General features: G+C 68.6%; 11 protein-coding genes and 1 tRNA gene. 7 read left to right on the top strand and 5 right to left on the bottom strand.

What is annotated here, in order from left to right; genetic code table 11:
- Positions 1-4 precede the first annotated feature (4 nt).
- From ABZ780_RS05255 to ABZ780_RS05265, 3 genes are all read left to right on the top strand, one after another.
- The gene (locus ABZ780_RS05255; protein ID WP_357484380.1) at positions 5-973 is read left to right on the top strand and encodes a hypothetical protein; all 969 of its coding nucleotides are present in this window, start codon (positions 5-7) and stop codon (positions 971-973) included.
- Between the two features lie 36 nt (positions 974-1,009).
- Positions 1,010-1,642 (top strand): N-acetyltransferase, encoded by a 633-nt coding sequence (locus tag ABZ780_RS05260; protein ID WP_357484382.1) that lies wholly within the window; start codon positions 1,010-1,012, stop codon positions 1,640-1,642.
- A gap of 73 nt (positions 1,643-1,715) precedes the next feature.
- A tRNA-Lys gene (locus ABZ780_RS05265) sits at positions 1,716-1,787 on the top strand.
- A 461-nt stretch (positions 1,788-2,248) separates the two neighbouring features.
- Here ABZ780_RS05265 and ABZ780_RS05270 read toward each other — a convergent pair.
- The 3 genes from ABZ780_RS05270 to ABZ780_RS05280 form a co-directional block, all read right to left on the bottom strand.
- Positions 2,249-2,857 carry a DNA-binding response regulator gene (locus ABZ780_RS05270; RefSeq protein ID WP_357484385.1) on the bottom strand — a complete coding sequence of 203 codons (609 nt, stop codon included), beginning with the start codon at positions 2,855-2,857 and terminating at the stop codon, positions 2,249-2,251.
- 488 nt (positions 2,858-3,345) lie between these two features.
- Positions 3,346-7,557: an AAA family ATPase gene (locus ABZ780_RS05275; RefSeq protein ID WP_357484387.1), complete on the bottom strand. Its 4,212-nt coding sequence runs from the start codon at positions 7,555-7,557 to the stop codon at positions 3,346-3,348.
- 36 nt (positions 7,558-7,593) lie between these two features.
- Positions 7,594-8,358, bottom strand: coding sequence for a hypothetical protein (locus ABZ780_RS05280; RefSeq protein WP_357484390.1), 765 nt, complete (start codon positions 8,356-8,358; stop codon positions 7,594-7,596).
- Between the two features lie 547 nt (positions 8,359-8,905).
- Between ABZ780_RS05280 and ABZ780_RS05285 the strand changes: the two genes are divergently transcribed.
- Positions 8,906-9,406, top strand: coding sequence for a hypothetical protein (locus ABZ780_RS05285; RefSeq protein WP_238685390.1), 501 nt, complete (start codon positions 8,906-8,908; stop codon positions 9,404-9,406).
- Positions 9,403-10,098 (top strand): hypothetical protein, encoded by a 696-nt coding sequence (locus tag ABZ780_RS05290; protein WP_357484393.1) that lies wholly within the window; start codon positions 9,403-9,405, stop codon positions 10,096-10,098. The genes ABZ780_RS05285 and ABZ780_RS05290 overlap by 4 nt, the downstream gene beginning before the upstream one ends.
- Before the next feature lie 268 nt (positions 10,099-10,366).
- Here ABZ780_RS05290 and ABZ780_RS05295 read toward each other — a convergent pair whose 3' ends face one another.
- On the bottom strand, positions 10,367-11,845 hold the full coding sequence (locus tag ABZ780_RS05295; RefSeq protein ID WP_357484396.1) for a site-specific integrase: 1,479 nt from the start codon (positions 11,843-11,845) through the stop codon (positions 10,367-10,369).
- A gap of 88 nt (positions 11,846-11,933) precedes the next feature.
- The gene (locus ABZ780_RS05300; protein ID WP_357484398.1) at positions 11,934-12,242 is read right to left on the bottom strand and encodes a helix-turn-helix domain-containing protein; all 309 of its coding nucleotides are present in this window, start codon (positions 12,240-12,242) and stop codon (positions 11,934-11,936) included.
- A 2,511-nt stretch (positions 12,243-14,753) separates the two neighbouring features.
- Here ABZ780_RS05300 and ABZ780_RS05305 point away from each other — a divergent pair.
- Entirely contained in the window at positions 14,754-16,463 is a 1,710-nt protein-coding gene (locus ABZ780_RS05305) for a replication-relaxation family protein (RefSeq protein ID WP_357484401.1), read from the top strand.
- Positions 16,464-17,260: 797 nt separating this feature from the next.
- Entirely contained in the window at positions 17,261-18,226 is a 966-nt protein-coding gene (locus tag ABZ780_RS05310) for a replication-relaxation family protein (protein ID WP_357484403.1), read from the top strand.
- Positions 18,227-18,652: the final 426 nt, after the last annotated feature.

The raw sequence follows: 18,652 nt of genomic DNA on the forward strand, positions 1-18,652 counted from the left end.
GACCGTGAACAACCTGCCCCACGTGCGACCCGCGACCGAGACGCCCCACCCGCTGGGTCGGCGAGCCGCGAAGGTCACTGCCGCCGTCTGCGCGCTTGGCCTCCTCGCCACCGCCACAGCTATCCCGAACTGGACGGGCGCCGCCGGGCCAGCCCAATCCCCACCCTCGCCCTCCAGCACCGCCGCGTCCCGGTCGGCCGTGTCGCCGTGTCTGTCACCTGCCGCCCTGACCGCGGCACAGCTCAAGGCACGCGCACAGCAGAAACTCGACCCATTACCGACGCATCTGCCGGAGTCGACCCCTGCGCGGCAGGCTCTGGAGGCGGTGACGGTTGGGCCGTCCGGCTGCGATGCGATTCCGGGCCGGTTCGCCTACGTCCACCTGCTGCAATGGGCCACGGACACCACGATCGCGGGCAACAGCACCACCACGCGGATCGTGCTGTTCGAAGAGCAACGCTGGCGGGCCGACGACGCCTCCGGACGCGTCATCCGCAGCCGCTACCCCACCGATCAGCAGCCCACCGACGACAGCACCTACCACCCCGGCGAGCTTGACGGACCCATAGGCCCGATTGCCGCCGACCCGGCAGCACTCACCGCGCACATCGACGCCACCCAGCCCCGATTCCTCGGACCCACCGCCGTCATTCGCGGCCTCGTCAGCCTGCTCGGCTGGCGTACTCCCAACCAAGCAGCCCGCACCGCGGTCCTCGCCGTCCTGCGCGACACCCCCGGCATCGCGTACCACGGCTCGGTGACCGACAGGGCGGGCCGAACCGGCGTCGGCGTCAGCGCAGCCTCCGACGCCATTCGTTTTCTTCTGATCCTCAACCCCGCCACCGGCGAACTGCTCGCCTACGAAAGAGCCGCGCTCACACCGCCGCCTGGCAGCGACCGGACCGGCCCCCTGGTCGACGACTACCACCTGTTCCTCGTCCACGCCCGTGCCACCAGCAGCGGCAACTCCTGACCTGCTCGACCGACAATCTCGAAGGGAAATCTCGCCATGGACACTGCAATGCGCATCCGCGCCGCCCGCTGGGCGGACAAAGACCACGTCGCCGCGCTCATCGCCGACGCACTGCATCCCAGCCCTCTCGCAACATGGCTGATCCCCGACCCAGGCCCACGCCGCCGGATCCTCACTGACGTCCTCGGCATCTGGATCGAACACGCCATGTTCTACGGCGACATCCACCTCACCGACGACGCCACCGCCGCCACCGTCGGCTTCCACCGATACCGCAGCATCCCGCCGCCGGCGAACTATCAGATGCGACTGGCCGACGCGGCAGGCCCGCACACTGACCGCTTCGACACTCTCGATCGGCTGCTCGCAACGGAGCGACCCACCGAGCCCCACTACGAGCTGGCGTTTCTCGCGGTGCGGCCCAGCAGCGCACGTGCCGGCTGCGGCACCGCAATGCTCGCCCACCACCGCAGCCGCCTCGACCACGTAGGCCTGCCGTCCTGGACCAGCACCACCACCGCTAATGACCTCTACCGCCGGCACGGCTACGCACCCCGTCCCCCGATCGTCCTGCCGGACGGTCCAACCCTGCACCCGATGCGCCGCAACCCCGAGGCAGACGGCGATCGGCGGGAGGGTATCGCCGCTCACGCGTCACGGCGGGCGTAGATCAGCATCGCTCGTCTGGACCGGGGGCGGACATCAACCCGGCCCCAGGTGGTCGGGTAGCCTGAAGCGCAGCGGGCCGTTAGCTCAATGGCAGAGCTGAGGACTTTTAATCCTTAGGTTCTGGGTTCGAGTCCCAGGCGGCCCACAACCTGCTGACCTGTGAATCCGTGCAGGTCGGATGGAGCGATGCGCGAACCAACTGCTTGTTGCTTAGCACGAGCGCCGCGCTGCAGGCGACCCCAGCGATTTCCTGCTCAAGTAGGTCGCCCCGGCTGACCTGCTGCGCGCCGTCATTGTCGTCGCCCGTGGCGAGGCGCTGCTGTCCCCGGTGGTCATCCACACGTTGATCAGCGAGTTCGTCACCGCGTCCGCCCCGCCCGACCTGGCGGTCGACCGGGACCTTCTGACCGTCCGCGAGTAGGAGAGCGTCGAGCTGGTGGCCCGAGGGCTGAGCAACGACGCGATCGCCGCGAGCATGTGAGCAGCTCGCTCACCGCCATGACTCACGGCAAAACCGCGCGATGACCAAGCTGCACTGCCGCGACCGTGCCCAGCTGATGGTGTGGGCCTACGAGTCGGCCTGATCACGCCCCAGCGCCGACAGCTTCAGATCCAGCCGTTTCCGCGTGCGTGGACGATTGCCTCGGTGCGGTTGGCGACCCCCCATCGTCCATAGATGGCGCGCAGGACGCGAAACATCATTCTCTCGGAGTAACCCGCGTGCGCGGCCAGCTGCGCGACCGTGAAGCCCTGGGCGAGCAGGCGTATCCACGAGATCTCGATCTCCGTAGGGACATGTCCGGCTTGCGGTGATCGGGGGGGTGACGTCAGAGCCCGGACCACGTCGGCCGGAAGGAGGCTGTGGCCCGAGGCGGCTGCCGACAGGACGCTGCGCACCGTACCGGCGTCGGCCTCCCGCGCCATCACGCCGACGGCGCCGGAGGTCAGCGCTCGCACGCATCGGTCCACATCGCCGTTCTCGATGACAGCAACCACCGCGGTTCGCGGCCGGCTGTCCCGCAGCGTCGCGAGCAGTGTCCAATCTGACGGGCCGAGCAGGGTCAGCGAAATGAGATGCGGTCCTGCATACCCGCTCCAGGTAAATAGATCGCCGGGAAATTCGACATCGTGGTCGGTGTCGCCCATTACTTGGGCGATTCCCCGGCCGAACATGGGAAGCGGATCGAAAACGGCGATCCGAAGACGACTCGACAAGCTGCTCCTACCGTTATTCGCCGGTGCGCAAGCGGAGGCCGGAAGGCAGTGCCGACGCGGCATGGCCGCGACAGGATACCGCCATGTACGGCACTTCACCGCCATCAAAGACGTCATAGACGCGCAGCGTGCTGGCACCCTAACTTCAGGTGTGCGCACCTAGGCGTCGCCATCCTTTCGACCGTGCCGGACATCCTATTCGCGCTGGCGGAAAATCAGTTCCGCGCAGCGGCCTTTCTGCACCTTGGATGCGACCGAGGAGTGACGACAGTGGTCAATGAAAATTACCGATCCATTGGCCCGGGCGACGCTCCGTCGAATCGGAGGGGATGGCGGCGCGGTGACTGGGTCCGGCGGCGACAGCCCCGGCCAGGTCAGGAGCCTACGGGCGAGGTCGTGCACGTCAACCGGGCCGGCCTGCGCCGACTCCAGGTCCGCTGGGCCGACGGGACCGTAAGCAACGTGTCGGTACGGTCGGTGGTCAAGATCTAGTAAGAGAAGGGGGACGCGGACCCCCGGGCCACCGCTGTCATTGCGGCGACCAAATCGTCATCGGCCCGCTCGCCGAAGGCGCCGAGCAGGACAGCGCTGCGATTGACGGCGCCCAGCGCCGAGGTGATCTGCCGGGCCTGCTCGAAGGCTTCCCCAGCCTCGGCGAGGCGCCTGCGCCGCTGTGACTCCTCGATCAAAGCGAGGCCGAAGGAGGCCAGTCCTTTGGCCTCCCACGCGAGATAGTCGCGGGGTTCCCGGCCGATGCGCTGGTTGGCCCCGTCCCGCGAGGTGAGGAATGCCAGCCGCGCCCGGTCTCGCATCCGCTGGCGGAACGCGGCAATCCCGAGCAGGCCGTTCGCCCCAACCGCACGATCCCCGCTGTCCAGCCTCGCGCTGACCTCGGCGGCGGCGAGCGCCTCGTCGTCCCGGCCACCGAGACGCAGGTACGCCAGGCCCAGGTTGAGGTTGGCCTGTCGGATCAGACGCGGATCCCGGGTACGCACTCCCAGTTCGGCGGCACGCCGGGCCGGCTCGACGGCCTCGCCGGCCGCATCCGAGTCGATGTGAACGGCAGCCTCGCCGTTGAAGCACAGCCCTAGGGCGACCTCGTCCTCGGTAGCCGCTCCGGACGCGACGGCGGCACCTTCCTGCAACAGGGCCAACGCCGATCGCGGCTCACCGATCTGCCCGAGGGTCCAGGCATAGTCGATGAGAAGCAACGGGAGGATCCGTTCGCGCTCCACGGTGTCCAGCAGCGCGCGAGCGTTCGCGAGCGCCGTGCTGAAGGCGCGCAGCGCTTGGGCGTGGTGGCCAGCCCGAGCCAGGCAGAGTGCCAGGTCGGCGCGGACGATCACCAGCTCGCGTCTTCTGTCGAGAATGCGGCATTGCCAAACCTGCCGGCGAAAGAGTCGCGCGGCGTGGCTGAACTCGCCGGCTTCGAAGCGCACGGTCGCCAGCTGGATGTCGAGCATGAGCCGGGCCTTGGGCGCGCCGAACCATGAGCATTTCCGGCGGGCCTCCGCAAGTTCGACAATTGCGTCTTCGATGCGTTCCTGCTGTTGCAGCGCCGCGACGATGCGGCGGTGGTTGTTCGCTTCCTCGGTGTCGTCCCCGATCCGGCCCCGGACCGCACGCCGCCATTCAAGCAGTGCGTTGCTCTGCCCCCAGCGGCGCAGGTGGTAGTCCTCGATGGTGTTCATGACCTCGTACGCGCGACGGCAGTCCCAGGCCCGGATGCGAAGGTCGATCTCGCTGAATGCGGGCCGCAGATCGAGCAGGCTTCGGACCGGAGCCACTCGGCGTTCCTCGAAGTACCTTGCGGCGTGATGCCACATCGCAAAGCGGGTGAAGGGCAGAGGTACCCGGCGGTGGTCGTCGAGATCGCCACGTTCCAAGCCGCGGACGACTCGGTCGCTCTCCGCAGGCGGCAGGAAGTAGTGCCCGTGGTCGTGGTGGGCGACGCGCCGTTCGTGCAGCCCTCGGAGGATAGGGGCGCTGTCGACCCCTGGCACCAGGGCTGCCAGCAGAAAGTCGACCGCCTCCGGTGGGACCGGCCGCCCGTAGACCGCGAGGGCCTGCACGACCCGCTGCTGCGTGCGGTCGAGGTTGCTGAAGGTCGCCTCGAGGAGCGTCGCCTCGACATCCGGCAGAGGCACCTGCTCCAGTTCGTCGAGAAGGCGGGGCACCGTTGTGTCCGGCTCCTGCCGCAGCACGCCGACCAGCAACTCGAGGATGCGCGGATTTCCCTGACTCAGCGTGTACGCACGCTGCCGGTCCACCGGCTCCATCCGGTACAGGGCCAGCGCCGCCCCGCGGTCGAGCGCGATCAGCAGGGCGATGGCGTCGTCGAACGGCAGCGGGTTCATCGGGACGAATCGAACATTGGCTGGTAGGTCGCGGCGGAGCTGCTGCGGCGGTCCGCCCGCGACCGTCAGGACCAGCGTCGTCGGGTGCCCAGGGTGACCGGCCAGCTCCATGACCAACGCGCCCAGCTCACGGTCTCGGAAGGCACCGTCATCGAGCAGGTGTTCCGCGGCATCGAGGATCACCACGACCGTGGTGTTCCGAAGTGCTGCCAGCACATCGGTCAGCTTCTGGCGCCACTCGACCGGGTCGTTCAGACGCTCCTCGAGCCGTGCCCGGCCCGAACTCTCCGGGAGTGCCCGGGCCAGGTCGGCGAGCACGACGGCCACGTTGATGGGACGGTATCCGTCGGCCGAGAGGTAGACGACGGCATCCGCCTCGGCCTCCGCCTCCCGCGCGGCGAGCCGGCGCCGGAGCTCCGCCGCGAACGCGGTCTTGCCCACGCCCGCGGCCCCGTGGACCACGACCACCCGGGTTGAGGCGTCCATTATGGCCTCCTCTACCCGGTGCTTCTCGGACACCCGATCGTGGAACTCGGCCGCCGGGACGATGGGCGCCTGGTTGACCAGCCGGACGCGGCCGTCCGAGACGTTCTCCTCGGTGAGGTCTGCGGGCCCGGCCGCGTCACGACGGCGGCCGGCGGCGCTCCGGCGGCGAAGTTCGTCCTCCAGCCGCACCCGCTGCTCACGGTTGTGAATCGCGAGCCTTCGCCGCTGCGCGCCGTCCGCCCGTTGCTCCTCCGCCTCGGTCCGGGACAGCTTCTCCTCGAGCATCCGGCCCACTCGTCCCTGCATAGAGATCTCGGTGATCCGGCTAACGAGATCGGCAAAACCCTCGTCTCCGCAGTCGAGCACCGGCGCCCCGCGCAGGTCTTCGTGCGGCACCTCGATCCCACCGGTCCGGAAACCGATCAGATCGATGGCGCCGGTCAAGGCTGCCCTGATCTCGCGCTTGCAGCCGGGGTCTATGGCGCTGCGCTCGGAGAGCAGGACCACCACAGCGTCCGGACGGCGCAGACTGCGGGGCGACTCGCCGGCCTCATCCCGGTGCCACAGGACGTGAATCGTCCAGTTCGGCGCCCCTTTGACGACGTCAACCAGCCGGCGCTGCAGGTCGTAGGCGGCGGTTCGATCAGCCGCAGCCGACACCAGGGACACGATCACCTGCTCCGGCTTCTCGTCCGTCTCCGGCTCTGCCGGGATCATGTCCCTTTCTTCCGCGAACCGTAGGAACTCCGCCCCGGCCCTGGTCGCGACATGGAAGAACCAGCGCTGCACGGCATCGCTGTGGTTCCGGTAGGTGGTGTGCGCCAAGGCGCCTGCGAGCAACGAAAGCAGATACTGCGCCCGCCATTCGACCCGGAAGGGCGCGGGTTGTTCGGCCGCCCGTAGGACGGCCCTGAGGATTTTGCCCGTCTTCTCCTGTCCAGACGGTTCGCCGGTGCCAGCCAGGAGCAGATGGACCAGATCCTCCGACGCCGACGCCTCAGGGGCGACGCCGAGCTCGGCCGCGGCAGCCGAGAGGCATAGCGCAACAAGATCGCGGGTCAGCGAAGCGGCCGGGTCGAACGCTGCCAGGTCGACGACCCTGATCCGCTTAGGCTCCAGCGGCAAGGCATCAGGGACGAGGATGTTCCCGCGGTGCAGGTCGCCGTGGCTCAGGCCATACATGTACTGGATCACGACATGCCGCACGGATAGGCCGGATCGGACCATCGCGACGGGATTGGGCAGCCGGTCAACGCCGACATGCTCGTCCCCGGGCCGCACCAGGCCGCGCTCGTCCGCCCAGCGCTCAATCCGCTCGATTGGCTCTCGTAGCTCGTGACGCAGATAGTTGTCGACGGCGTCCCGGTCGAGCGTCACTCGGTCCGGCCATCGGTCGCCGTTCCACTCGGTCAGGACTAGCCGCGCTACGGCCGCGCAGCCTGCCTCCTGTATCTCGGGAGACAGCTTGTCGATCGGGCGATAGTCCAGCAGGTCGCCTGCGATGTCCTGGAACATGATGTGGCGCCCGTCGCCCACCTCGCAGGGGCGGCCCAACTGACGAACCAGATAACGCTTGGCGAACTCGGTGTTCTGCTTCCAGGCCAGCTCGTGCAGGCCCGTCTCCCACTCCTTGCCTGCCGGAATCACCTTGATGATCTGCTTACGCGAGCGCCACCTACCATCGAGGTGCCGATCCTTGAAGAGAATTGCGGTCACCACGGCACCGGTGAAACCCGACGCGCTCCACTTGTGGTCCGGCAGCTCCACGATGCCCCCACCGGCCCTAGCCCAGCGCCGCAAGGCCAACGCCACCTCCGCACCCAGGAACTCGGCGAGCGGATCGACCGTCGGCGTCATCCGGTGCCGCCTCCTTCCATGATGTCGGCCGCAGGGTCAGCGCAGAGCGGGCAGGTCTTCATGGATTCGGCGTGTGCTCAGGAGGAACGCCGACTGCGGACTGATCAGGAACTGCTCGCGGCGACCGTCCTCGATATCGGCGACCCGGGCGAGCACGATCTCGGTCTCCGCCGCGTCGTGCGCCAACTCCAGCATGCGGCGCCGCAGCTCGACGGCTTCGGGCGAGTCGAGGATCGGGTCGTACACCTCGAAGGACCGCATCGTGCGGTGCTGCTTGCCCGGCGTGGGCCGCGGCCCGTCGACGACCGACCTGATCAGCTCGAATCGAAGCTTGCCGGCCAGCGGCGCGAGTTCCGGGTGCCCGGCCTCGGACAGCTCCTCGCGCAGCTCCCGCCGCAGGCATTCGGGACCGGACTCGCGGCCGGCGCAGCGGTCGTACCAGCGCAGGAATCCGATGCCATGCCGGGCTGGGACAAATCCACGCAAGTCGTGTTTCATTGTCAGCTCGCGGCCGGCCGGGCGCTGCTCGACGAACCCCACTGCGTCTAGGGCTCCGCGCGCCTCGTCGGTGTACTTGACCACGCCGCCCGGTGGCCCGTACACGCCCGGCCGGAACGGATGGTGGATTAGGACATAACCGTCGTCGTCCTTGATGCGCAGCAGCGCCGCAACCGACACGCGCAGCCGCCCGGACGTCAGAGTGGTCCGCAGCAGTCCGAGGTGCGTGCGGTGGCGCAGGACCAAGCCGCCGGCCGCGAGCAAGGCGGCCGTGATCAGGCCGGCCACGATGTTGATGAGCATGAGGCCCTCCCGCTCGCGACTACACAGTGATGCGACCTTGATGCTGCGGGTGATGCTGGCTCCCGTCAACCTCCGCCGCTTGCCCATTCGAGCTCGCCCAGCCACGCCGGCCGGCGGCGATGAATATGGCTGGAGAACCGCGGGGTCGATCGGCAGCGGATCGATCCGGTGGTTGACGCGGTCGATGCCTTCCTTCCCACCTTCAGTCAGGCGTTCGACGATGTAGCGGCGTGGGCTATGGCATGGCGGATCGTGGCGGGGTTTGCCGCACGTGGCGTTGATCTTTTACAGATGAGGGCCTCGCTGAGGAAGTCCTTGCTCTGTGGGCGGAGGGCTCTCCCGAGGAGGAGGTGCCGAGCCGGGCATGCGCTGCGATCCGGCGGCAATGCGCAGCCACCGGCAAGAACCGCCGTCGATCTTGACCCCTCTGGCTGACCCGATTGCGCGCAAATCGGGGGGCAGCCGGTGGCCAGACTGACCACTATGGTGTTTGGTTGGACTGGGCTGGATGCCCTGGACAATGCCGAGATGTGGGAAGGCCCCAGCGATGGAGGCGTCAGAGTTGGCGCGGGTAGACCTGACTCTCAGGCGACTGTGTGCCGATCATGGATTGACCTGGGTGGTGGAGGCGGTGGATGCCGCCGTTGCTGAGGGCGCCGCCGAGTCGGTGACGGAAGGCAGTAGCAGCCACGGTCAGCGGCGCGGCGGCCGTCTTTTCGGGTATGGCATACGGCCGGACGAACGCAGCCGGATTGAGCCCGAAATTCGGTGGCGGCCGTACACGGATACAGAGCGGGTTCTGCTCTTGCTGGATGCAATGCTCGCGATCTACCGCGATCTGCCGAGCCTCCGCACGGAGACGGTGCGCGTGCTCACCGACGGCTTCCAGGGTCGAGTCGCGGTGCCTGAGCAGATCATCACGGCACTCGACGAGGACAACGAAGAAGCGGTCATCCTCTGGCAGCCCGACCTGGAAGCCGATACGCAGGGCCGGCAGCGTGTTGTCGGCACCCTGATCGCCCTCCGGGCGGCGGTGGTCCCGGGATGACGGATCCCATCGGCGACTTGCTCACTGAGCTGGCTGACGCGATGCAGGGTGTGACGACACCGTTCACCCGATCCGATGAGGCGGATCGCATCTACGAAGGTTACCTGTTCGCCCAGGTGATCGCTACGGCGGCCGAGTGCGGTGCCCGGGTCACCTACGAAGACTGCTACGAGAAGGAAGTGTCGGAGCTCGTCTTCCGAGGCGCCCCCGGCTTCATTCACGCTCGGCGACGACCGTTCACCCACGCGGTGCTGTACTTCGGAGACGCTCGCCCGATCGAGGTCCATCTCCGGGTGAGGGTGCAGGTGCAGGCCAAGAAATTCGACGCGGAATCGGACATTTTGCTCGTCGATACGAAAGCGGCGCGCGTATGCCGGGATAAGACGCAACTACCAAAGGCGTCCGGCTGTGTGCTGACGATCGAGGGCAAGTACTACCCGCTCGGCGTTCCACGAGACGAGGCACTGAAGTATGTCGGTGTGCGGGCCTACTTCCCGCGGACGATGGCGAGCCTGTTCGTGACCAACTCGTTCTCCCCGTCCGCCAACAAGTGCCTGAGCCAGACGGCTGGCCATCTACCGTTCGAGTTCGGCGCGATGCCGGGAACCCGGTTCCAGACGTACGTCCGCACATATATCCGTGATGCTCTCAAGAAGTGGGTGGCCGGCTTCGATTTCGATCACCGCACCTGATCGCCGACCGCATGATCACCGCAGCCGGTCGGCCTGTGCGGCCTCCTCCGGGGTACTGCCTGAAAGGCCCCTTTTCGTGGGGCGGCGGTTATCCGCAGCGGACCATCGGGCAAGGCCTGACGCGCCGTGGCCGCTGGAGTGGCGGACGGCTTGAGCTCCGTCCGCTACTCGCGGACACGGCGGGCAGCGTCGCAGCGGACGGCGTCGGGCTCGGCTGCGGAGGCGGCAGCTTGGGCTGCCGTCCCCGCCTGTCGGGTGCCTTGTCTGTCTATGCGGCGCGCTTGCGTCGGCGGGGGAGCAGTTCGGCGGCGGCTTCGGCTTTGGCGCGTTCGACGTCGAGTTCGGCGATGACCGAGGTGTAGACGTCGGTCATGGCGGCCGAGGAGTGGCCGAGGAGTTCCTGGATGTCTTTGAGGTCGGCACCGGCGGCTTTGAGGTAGGTGGCGGCGCAGTGCCGCAGGTCGTGCAGTCGTATCGGGGGTAGGTCGGCGTCGCGGACCAGGACCTCGAAGCGGTCGGTGACGGCGTAGGGGTGCCAGGGCTGCCCGTCAGGTTGAACGAAGAACAGCCCGGTGTCGGGCCAGGTGTGGCCGGCGGCAAGTTTCCACTGGGCGCGGCGGGCGTGGTGGGCGCGCAGGACGACGCGGGTGATGCTGGCCATCGCCATGATCCGGTTGCCGGACTCGGACTTGACCTTCTTGATTACGGGCGTGTAGCCGTGAGTGGCTATCTGTTGGGTGACGCTGATCATCGAGTTGTCGAGGTCGACGGCGGTGTCGGGAAGTCCGACGGCCTCGCCGCGGCGCAGTCCGCGGTGCAGGATGAGCGCGAACAGTGGGTAGAGGGCGATGTCGTGCTCTTCGGCGTGGTCGAGAAACGCGCCGGCCTGCTGCGGAGTCCAGACCATGACCGGGCTGGGCCGCTCGCCGGTGTCGCGCCACCGCTGTACGGCTTTGGTGGTCCATACCCGGGCTTTGGGGCGTACCCCGGAGGGCAGTTCGATGTGGGCGGCGGGGTTGAAGTCGATGAGCCGGTTGTTGCCGCGGCGGATGGCGTCGTTAAGTGCCTTGCGCAGGGTGGCGCGGATGCGGTGCATGCTGGCCGGTTTGGTGGTGCGCAGGCCGCGGACGCTGGCGCGGATGGTGGGGTCGTCGCTCTGGCGGGCGATCTCGATGGCGGTGCTGCGGTCGGCGATGGCGGCGAACATGGCTTCAACGTGCTCGACCCGTAGTTTGACCAGGGCGATGGTGCCGAGGTGTGGGACCAGGTGGACGCGGATGTGCGACTCGTAGGCCAGCAAAGTGTTGGGTTGGACGCTGCTGAGGCTGCGGCGGGATGCCAGCCACGAGAGCAAGTACTCGCCGACGGTGGTCGTGACGGTGGCGGGCAGTCCGGCGCGGACCCGTCGGGCGATGGTGTCGCGGTCCGGCAGTGGCGCGCCGGCGGTGACGGCGAGGAGCATGTCGGCGATCTCGGCGGCGACTGCCGGGTCGTCAGCAGCGAGGGCGAGTAGGGCTTTGGCGTGGTCGCGGTCGCCGGTGGCGGCGTCGCGGGTGTCGAAGGTGCTGCGGCGTAGTTGCCGGCGCGCCTGGCCGGGGTGGGTGGGCAGTTCGAGTTGGTAGGCCCACCGGCCGTGGGTGGGATTCCACGCTCCGCTCGCCCGGCGCAGCTGCGGGCAGTGGTTGCCGAGTTTGCGCCGGTTGCCGTCGCGGCACGAGCAGCGTTTGAAGACGGATCCTTCCGCCATGATCAGTTGTCTCCCTCGGGTGGGGTGTTCGGCAGCCGGTGGCTGCGGATTGCGTATGGGGTGATCCACGCGTGCCTTCCGCCGGCGATCAAGTCGTCCCCCGGCGATCGGGTGGCTGATGGCTGTCGTCGCCGGTCGGCAGGTGCAGGGCGTGGAGGATGGCGGCGACCGGCACCCGATAGCGGCTGCCGAAGCGCAGCACGGCGACCGGGAACTCGCCGCGCTTGGCCAAGTCGTAGGCGACGGAACGGGACAGCCCGAAGATCCGGGCCGCAGTGCTCAGGTCGGTGACCATGCCCAGGGCGCGGATCCGCTCGGTAGTCCATGTGCCAGGCGGGAGGTCCTCGACGGTGCGGACGGGCTGTGTGTGCTCGACGTGAGGTTCAGGGGTGCTCATCGCGATGGTCCTCTGCAGTGGGAGAAGGCGACGGCGTCGCCGGATGGTTTCGGGACGGTGGGGTGAGGAGGCAGGCCGACGTGGCGTCGACCCGATGGCGACGATCGGGCCTGCGGCGCTGGTGGCGTCAGGTAGCGTCCGGACGCCGGTGGCCGGTCAGGGAACGGACCGAGCCGGTACGAGGCGGGCAGGGGTCGTGGTGGTGCGACGTGGAGTTCGCTCCAGTCGAAGCCGACTCTGAGCCGGACGGGTCGGGCTCTGACACCCTTAAACCCCTGCTTGTGTGCTCTGGCGAACGCCTGCCGAACTCACAACCGCTCACAACGACTCACAAAGTCACCCGTCGACCATCGTCCTTTCGCAGCTGACCTGCTCTCTGTTCGTGACCGCTGCCGGAGATTCCGTCACCGTTGTCCACGTCGTCGACTCGGAGGAGTTCCTGACCGAGCTCGTCGTCGGGGTCGGTGTGGTGCCACGAGCCGCTGGCGCGGTGTGGCGGGCTGGGCGTGGGTCGAGGACCTCACGCCGTCGCGGGCCCACCGCTCTTCTGGGTCCGCTCGTGCCGCATTCGCGTGCCGACGTGTCACACCGGCCGATCTGTCAGTGACTCCTGTCGATGTCGCGGCAGGCGGTGTGACGACTTGCGGACATCTGACGCCGTGCCAACGTGACACGTGCCGGTGGCGCGGACATGACATGGACGCGATCGCGACAGGCGAACCGGCACTCATGTTCATAGATGGACACTGTTGTCGGAGGACATGTGCGGCAGCGGCGCGACGGTCATGGCCGGCGGGCTGCCTGCGGGCCTGTCCGAGTGGCGTGGTGGCGGCGCGCCGGGATGGCCAACGCTGGCGCGCAGATGTCCCCGTGGCCAATCGTGTGTCACTCGGGTCCGTGTCACGTGTCCACGAACTGTCCCGGCCCTGCTCAGCGACCCTGCCGGACACTCTGTCAACGATGAACGTCGATGACATGCGCGTTGTCTCGGACGCCGGCCGGGCCGTAGTGGCAGAAGTTCTGACTACCTAGGAATCATGTTGCCTACGCGATGGCAACGCCGGTCGTCGTTGAGTTGGCGTTGGTGTCACGGCCGTGTCCGGACACGTGACCGGCGCCCTGCCGCCAGTCCTGTCACGTGGCCGTGGCCATCCTCACGCGGACGATGTCATCGACTTCTTTCGATGACATTGTGTCGCGCGACAACGGTCGGGCGTCGGAACAGGCGGTGTCGCAAGCTCGGACCCTGATCGGCGCGCCTGGTTCGGACACGGCGCTGACATGTGCGATCGGGGGAAGCAAGGCGCTGCCGCCATGGTCGTCGAGATCTGGTGCGTATCCGCTGTCGTCCGTCCCCTGCCGTGCCGATGAGGTTGGCCACCTGACCTGCGTCGGCCCGTGAGCCGCTGTGAGCGGTTGTGAGTTCGGTAGGCGTTCGGCAGAGCACACAAGCGACGGTTTGAGTGTGGGAGCGCCGATTTGGCAACCGATCGGCGGAACTGACCGCCTGACCCCGACCGGCCGAGCGACCGCCCGCGCGTCTGCGAGCAGCGGCTGTCCGACAACGTGATCTTCGCTGACGTGTGGCCGCGAGCCTCGCCCCTCATCTATGACCCCGACCGCCCGTACGACGAATCTGTCATCTCAGCTGGCCAGCTGATACCTGGCCGGTCTGATGGCCCGGCCGGGGGCAGACCTCGCCGACCATCCGTGAGCACGAGTGCGGCGGACCGCTCGAGGCTCAGGCGAAGATGAGCGTTGATCGAGTTCACCGTTGCGGGCGTGTTGCTCCGACACCCTCAAAACAGGGTTTGTCAGCTCTAGCGAACGCCCCCCTGGTCTGACAGGACTCTGACAGCGCAGCCCGCTGGTCTGACAGTCCTGGTCACGGGCCTACCCGCCCTCGCACGCCGGATCCACCTCTCGACGGACAGCACCGACGACTGTCAGAGCTTTGCCGGCTGATCCCCGATCTTGTTGGGAGACACCAGCAGGGACAGGAAGGGCAGACACCTCGGCCGGCGGCATCCCCCCGCCAAACGGGGCAAATGCCGGCTGAGCTGCTCTGTCAGCCGTTGCTAACGGCTGTGTGCGCGCGGTGTCAGACTTTGTCAGACCAGGGGGGCGTTCGCTAGAGCTGACAAACCCCGTTTTGAGGGCGAGGAAGTTCCAGCGGCCGGTACAAGACCGGACCCAGACCGCCGCAGGCTCCGTCGGGCCCGCAAGACCGGCGCCGGGCGATCCACCGCACCTGGTGGCGATCCATGGCTGGATTGGTATCGATCGGTTCGCTACGAACGGCCGAACGGTGCCGACCTTCGCTCGACTGTCCGGCGTCACGGCCGTGGAAGAAGGGTTGTGGGGGTTGCCGTTTGCTTCGGATCCGAACGGCAACGTTCACCACCGTCACACCGCAGGCCAAGGCCGCTGCGACGGATTCTGATCGACAGGCGACTGACACTGTCCGTGTCACCGAGAGTGGGCCATGGGAGCCGAATCAGGGAGGTCGGCATGTCGAACCAGGATTTCATACGGCGTCTGCGGACCTCCGGTGGTCCGTCGCACGACCTGCTCGTCCTGCTCGACACCCACCGAGTGCTGACCACCGACCAGTTGGCCCGGGCCACCGGCGCGCCGGTGCGCACGGTCCGACACCGCCTGGACCGGCTACGCACCGCCGGCCTCATCGACGCGGTCCGTCCCGGACGGGAATCCGGGTCCGCGCCACGGCACTGGTGGCTGCGCATCCCCGGCGCGCGGCTCGTCTCGGGAACCGCCGCCGCGCCCGGCCGACAACGCCCATCCGGCCTGCACGTCGCGCATGCCGCGACGATCGGCGAAATATGGCTCGCGGTCCGCGACCACGGCCCGGCCGCCGGACTCGCGCTGCGCAGGTGGTGGTCAGACCGGGCTGGCTGGCAGGCATGGGAAACCCGCTCGCCCGGTTGGGGCACCCGCACCCGCCGGCTGACCCCAGACGCCGCGCTGCTGGTCGACGTCGACCACGACGGGGTCACCGGCACCGCCGCCGCGTTCGTCGAGGTTGACCTCGCCACCATGACCCAGGCCGTGCTCCGCGACAAAGTCACCCGCTACCTCGCCTACGCCGCCGACCGGGCCTGGCAGGACCGGTGGCCACACTGCCCACCGCTGCTGCTGCTCACCACCACCGACGCCCGCGCCGCCACGTTCCTCGCCGCCGCCAGCAAGCAACTCGTCGCCGCCCGCCGCGACCACCAGGCCGGCGGCGGGCAGGCCTGGCGGGACATCGCCGACGCGAACAGCCTCGTGGTCGCCGCGTGCGGGCTCGTACGCGACCCCACCGCCGCCATCGGCGGCCCGGTATGGCTGCTGCCCGACCGGGCCGCCGCACGCGCCTCACTGCCGCAGCTCCTCGCCGGCCGTATCGCGGCCGAAGTCCGGGCGCAGCACCACTACGACCAGGCCGCCTCTGGCGCTGACCGGCGGGATCGCATCGACCAACTCGGCGCCATCCGCGACGCCGCCGACGAGGTCGCACGGCTCCTGAACATCCCGGCCGTCGCGCACCTGCTCGCCCGCTGGTACCCGGCCACCCTGCCCGACCTGCACGACCAAAACCCGGAACTCGTCGACACGCTGCTGGCCTGGTGGGCCAACCGCGACGACCCGCAACTGACCCGCCAGGCCGGGACCGCGCTGCTCGACCGGCACACCGACGTCTGGACCGAGCAGGCCAAACAACTCCTCACCGCCGCCGACCGGCACGGCGACCACCTCCGACTACGCGCCGCCGCCGCCACCCTCGCCAACGGAGGCCAACTCCTCGACAGTTGGATGCTCGACGGGCTGCGCCAATCACCGTCTCGATCCTGGGCTCAGGTCCAGGCAGCCGCGATCGAGGGCTACCGGACTGCCCGCGACGACGAGGTCAGCGCCGTTCGCGCCCACCTGGCGTGGCGGGCCCGCCGCCACACCACCATCCACCAGCTCACCGCCGAGCACGACCGCGAGCACCTGCTCATCTGCGACACCTGCGCGATTACCTACCGCCGCCCCGACCCCCGAGGCGAGCACTGGCGCGACGACGAAGCCTGCCCGTACTGCCACCGCGGCACCCCACTGCCCTACGAGCGCCGCGACCAGGTCGCCACACTCGACCAACGGCTGACCGCCATCCGCGCTCACCTGCACGCCGTAAGCCCAACCCCGCCGCGAGGGCCAGGCCGCTCGGCCGAATAGACCGCACCGCTGCGGACGGGTACCTGCAACCGATCGAGGCCGGCTTCAGCGCTGTCGCGCGGCGCAGGCTCCGCCTCCCCGCGATCACGAAGGAGGCGGACGAGCTACGCGAGGCGGGCACGAACGTGCTGCAGCAAACCCCTGACCGAATTCGGCTGCGAACTTGGCGCGCCTATCACCGTATGGCCCGCTGGGAAGGCCCCCGATGGTCGGTGCCGCTGTGGCTCCATCCCGCCGAACGGGCTCACCATCCGCACCAGTGTCTAACCGAGCAGCCCCTGCAGGTGCCTGTTAGTCGTCGCGAACCGTGACCACGCCACGAAGGCCGGTGTCGGCCGCGCAGGGCCGCTGTGGTGGCCGCACGGCCACCAACGGTCTCCACGCCGTGGCCAGCCTCGCCGTCGCGCCGCCATACCTGCGAGAGCCCGACGACGGGCCTGACGCGCTCGGCCGCCCTCGGTCAGTGCTGTAAGCCCGAGCCGTCGCAAGGCTGAACCCCCCGACTGGCGTCCACTCTCCCTGCCGGAGGAATCCGAAACGCCAAGGAGCTTCGGTCCTTCTCCTAAAGACCGGCGGCAACAGCCGTATCCGGCGACCTCACCTGCGGACCCCGTCGGTGTCGCATCCACTCGGACATCCGAGCGCAGGGCCGGCGATCCGCCACCGCAACCCCTTGATCCACCGTCGCGCAGCGTCGCGGCGGTCGTGAACCCCACCCGCGCGACCGCACCGACGCAGTCGCGCGGCAACCATCACCGCTGCCGCCCATCGGCAGCACGACACCGGAGGTATTGGTCGTGTTGACCACCTACCACTCACAGTTCATCGTCCCATCCACCCAACCGGTCCCGCTCGAGCTGCTCCTCGCCGAAACCCACCGCTTTTGCCTCCGCGACCGGTGGGCCGTCGAGATGCTCGCCGAGCACCGCACCCTGACCACCGCCCAACTCACCACACTCGGCTTCGCCACCGACCCGGCCTCGACCAACCGGCGACTGAAGATCCTCGCCCGCCGCGGCTGGATCGACCGCCTCCTGAGCACCGCCGTTGGCGACACCGAGCACACCCTGTGGTGCGTAGGCCCGCTCGGTGCCCAGCTCACCCCTCTCGGCGGCTACCGACGCGTCACGCCGACGCAGGTCTACAGAGCCCGTGACCGGCTGCGCGAGGACCCGCGCCTGCCCGGTCTGCTCCAAGCCAGCGACTTCTTCGTCGACCTGGCCACCCGCGCCCGTACCCAGCCCGGCACCGACCTACGAACCTGGTGGTCACCACGCACCTGCCGACTCATCACGACACCCCGGCGCGCCGCCTGGCACGGCGAGTACATCCACGCCAGCAACCGACACGCGTTCTGGTACGAACCCGACCCCGGAAACATCCACACCAGCGCCCTCGCCAACCGCGTCCACCACTACCGGCGGCTGGCCGAACAAACCAACCTGGCGCCCCTGCTGTTCCAAGCTGAGGACCCGCAACGGGAGCAGGACCTGCGCTGGTACCTCGACCGCCGCAACCTGCGGCACCTCACCGTCGTCACCAGCAACCCCGAACAGGGCCACCCCGCCGACCCGGTTTGGCAGCCCATCGGCGAAACCCACCGCCTTGCCCTGACCGACCTCCCCCACACTCCCGAGCAGTGGCCGCCCGACAACCTGATCTACGACATCAGGCCCCGCGCCCCGCACCCCATCTACGACCCCGACCGCCCCGGCGACGAAGCCATCGCCGACGGCGAATACCACTACCCGCCGAACCACTGACCACCTGACCGCCCTCCCTCGGCCGGCCCCAACCGGGTCGGCCGAGGGCGGGCACCCCGAACGTGGCGCGGCGACTGGCGGCCGACGACTTCAACCAACCAAGTCGGCACGCCCAAGCAAACCCGCCATGCCGTCCGCCAAGTTCGCGCGCTCCGACGAGCCCCGACCCACCAGCTGTCGGCAGCGGTCGCTACATGCCCAGGCGTCTCAGCCTGCGCCGCCCAGCGGGTGTCTCCGTTTTGGCGGCGATTGCGCAGCGGTTGGGAAGCAGCCGGGCTCCATTCGGTCACCAATGACGGCGAGTCGGGGCTCATCGCGCTCGTGACGGCGTCCAAGGGACTACCTCAGAACAGCCAGTTCTTGTGCCTCGTCCGACGACCGGAGATCTGCTGCCAGGCGCACCTTCGCGCCGCCAGTCGGAAAGCC

It is taken from the genome of Micromonospora sp. NPDC047467 (genome assembly GCF_040643095.1).
GTDB lineage: Bacteria > Actinomycetota > Actinomycetes > Mycobacteriales > Micromonosporaceae > Micromonospora.

Coding starts and splice junctions, on each gene's coding strand:
- ABZ780_RS05305 (WP_357484401.1), top strand. CDS start 14,754: ATGTCGAACCAGGATTTCATACGGCGTCTGCGGACCTCCGGTGGTCCG.
- ABZ780_RS05290 (WP_357484393.1), top strand. CDS start 9,403: ATGACGGATCCCATCGGCGACTTGCTCACTGAGCTGGCTGACGCGATG.
- ABZ780_RS05295 (WP_357484396.1), bottom strand. CDS start 11,845: ATGGCGGAAGGATCCGTCTTCAAACGCTGCTCGTGCCGCGACGGCAAC.
- ABZ780_RS05280 (WP_357484390.1), bottom strand. CDS start 8,358: ATGCTCATCAACATCGTGGCCGGCCTGATCACGGCCGCCTTGCTCGCG.
- ABZ780_RS05260 (WP_357484382.1), top strand. CDS start 1,010: ATGGACACTGCAATGCGCATCCGCGCCGCCCGCTGGGCGGACAAAGAC.
- ABZ780_RS05300 (WP_357484398.1), bottom strand. CDS start 12,242: ATGAGCACCCCTGAACCTCACGTCGAGCACACACAGCCCGTCCGCACC.
- ABZ780_RS05275 (WP_357484387.1), bottom strand. CDS start 7,557: ATGACGCCGACGGTCGATCCGCTCGCCGAGTTCCTGGGTGCGGAGGTG.
- ABZ780_RS05285 (WP_238685390.1), top strand. CDS start 8,906: ATGGAGGCGTCAGAGTTGGCGCGGGTAGACCTGACTCTCAGGCGACTG.